The 1,434-nt window shown below is 24.4% G+C and carries 2 protein-coding genes; one reads left to right on the forward strand and one right to left on the reverse strand.

What is annotated here, in order from left to right; genetic code table 11:
* Window position 1: 1 nt before the first annotated feature.
* On the reverse strand, window positions 2-523 hold the full coding sequence (gene yyaC / locus AAT22_RS03245) for a spore protease YyaC (RefSeq protein ID WP_016208038.1): 522 nt from the start codon (window positions 521-523) through the stop codon (window positions 2-4).
* A 111-nt stretch (window positions 524-634) separates the two neighbouring features.
* On the opposite strand from yyaC, the gene AAT22_RS03250 reads away from it, so the two are divergent.
* Window positions 635-1,144: a hypothetical protein gene (locus AAT22_RS03250; protein WP_047000242.1), complete on the forward strand. Its 510-nt coding sequence runs from the start codon at window positions 635-637 to the stop codon at window positions 1,142-1,144.
* The last annotated feature ends 290 nt before the right edge of the window (window positions 1,145-1,434 follow it).

Consider the following 1,434-nt stretch of genomic DNA (forward strand, 5'->3'; position numbering starts at 1 on the left):
TTTATTTATAAGAAATATTATATGCGTAAATGATTGCAGATGATATGATTCTTGCCATTTCCATAACTAAATGAAGACGAATACTTCTAGAAGTAAAAAATTCAGCGTTTTCACTTGAATCTATAATTCCAATTATTGAAGCTGTACCAACATCTGGTAAGCTTTTACCTACACCTTTTCCGGGATGGATTGGATAATCTCTGGTATGTATTTCACCAATAGAATTAACCTCGCCTAAACAAGCATCAATTCCTATAATTAATGAATTAGGATGCATTTTATTAATTTCTCCTAATCGTCTATTTATATTTAAAGCGTGAATTGGAGATTCTATGGTTCCATAGACAGGAAGAGGGAATCGTCTTTCTTTTAAAAATGTTCCTACCATAGGACCTAAACAATCACCAATACATTTATCAGTACCTATACAAACTATTATAGTATTGTTCCTAATATAGCCTTTAATATGGTTTGCTATTTCAATATGAGAATTAAATTTGTTATATAATACTTTATGCTTCACTAAAAATTCACCCCCGATTATACAAATATATGTCTATAAGAAGATAATTATAATTAAATGTATAAAAAAACATAAAAAGGAAATTAATTAAATAAAAGGAGATGAATAAATTTGAAAAAGATTCTTATTTACATTACTACTATTTTAATAGGTGCTAGTATACCGGTGTACTTTCTATTAATATGGGAACCTCTAAAAAGTGAAGAAACTATAAGTAGAAATTCTATAGATATAAATACAGAAAATAAAATAGATATGGAAAAGTCAAATGCGAATGAAAAAGTTTTGAGTGATGAAAAAGCTCTAGAAGATAAAGAAATAAATAATGATAAAGAAATTAATAAAAAAGAAGTAACTTTAATAAAAAATGGAACCATTAATAATAATTTATTTAATGGATTAGAAAAAACTAAAAGAGAAGAAATAAATAAAATACTTAAAAACTTATCTGTAGTAGACATAATACAAATAAATGAATACTTTTCTAATAGTGAAGATAAAATAAATTTAAAAAATGGAATTTTATTAGTAAAGAAGAGGACATCAAATTCAGAGTATGAAGTCTTTAAAAATATAATGAATGAATATATTAATTTAGAAGAGTTAGAAGTAGAAATATAAAGGTATTCATAAATGTAATGTGAAAATTGATATAGACATAAAGTTATACATAAATGAAAGAGAAAATTGAAATTTAATATTATAAAGAAATGATAAGAAAAAAAGATATTAGTATTAAATTAAAGAAAATAGGAGAAAAATAGATTATAATAGATATAAATTCTCTAAATGCGTAGAAATTACACTTGAAATTAAGATATAATAAATATATACTAATCATTGTCAGTTAAGGCGGCAAGGTTTACTTAACTGATAAATGAATAAATTTTAATGGGGGAGTTCCCGAGTGG

Origin of the sequence: Clostridium sp. C8, assembly GCF_001010885.1 — a bacterium.
Lineage (GTDB): Bacteria > Bacillota > Clostridia > Clostridiales > Clostridiaceae > Clostridium > Clostridium sartagoforme.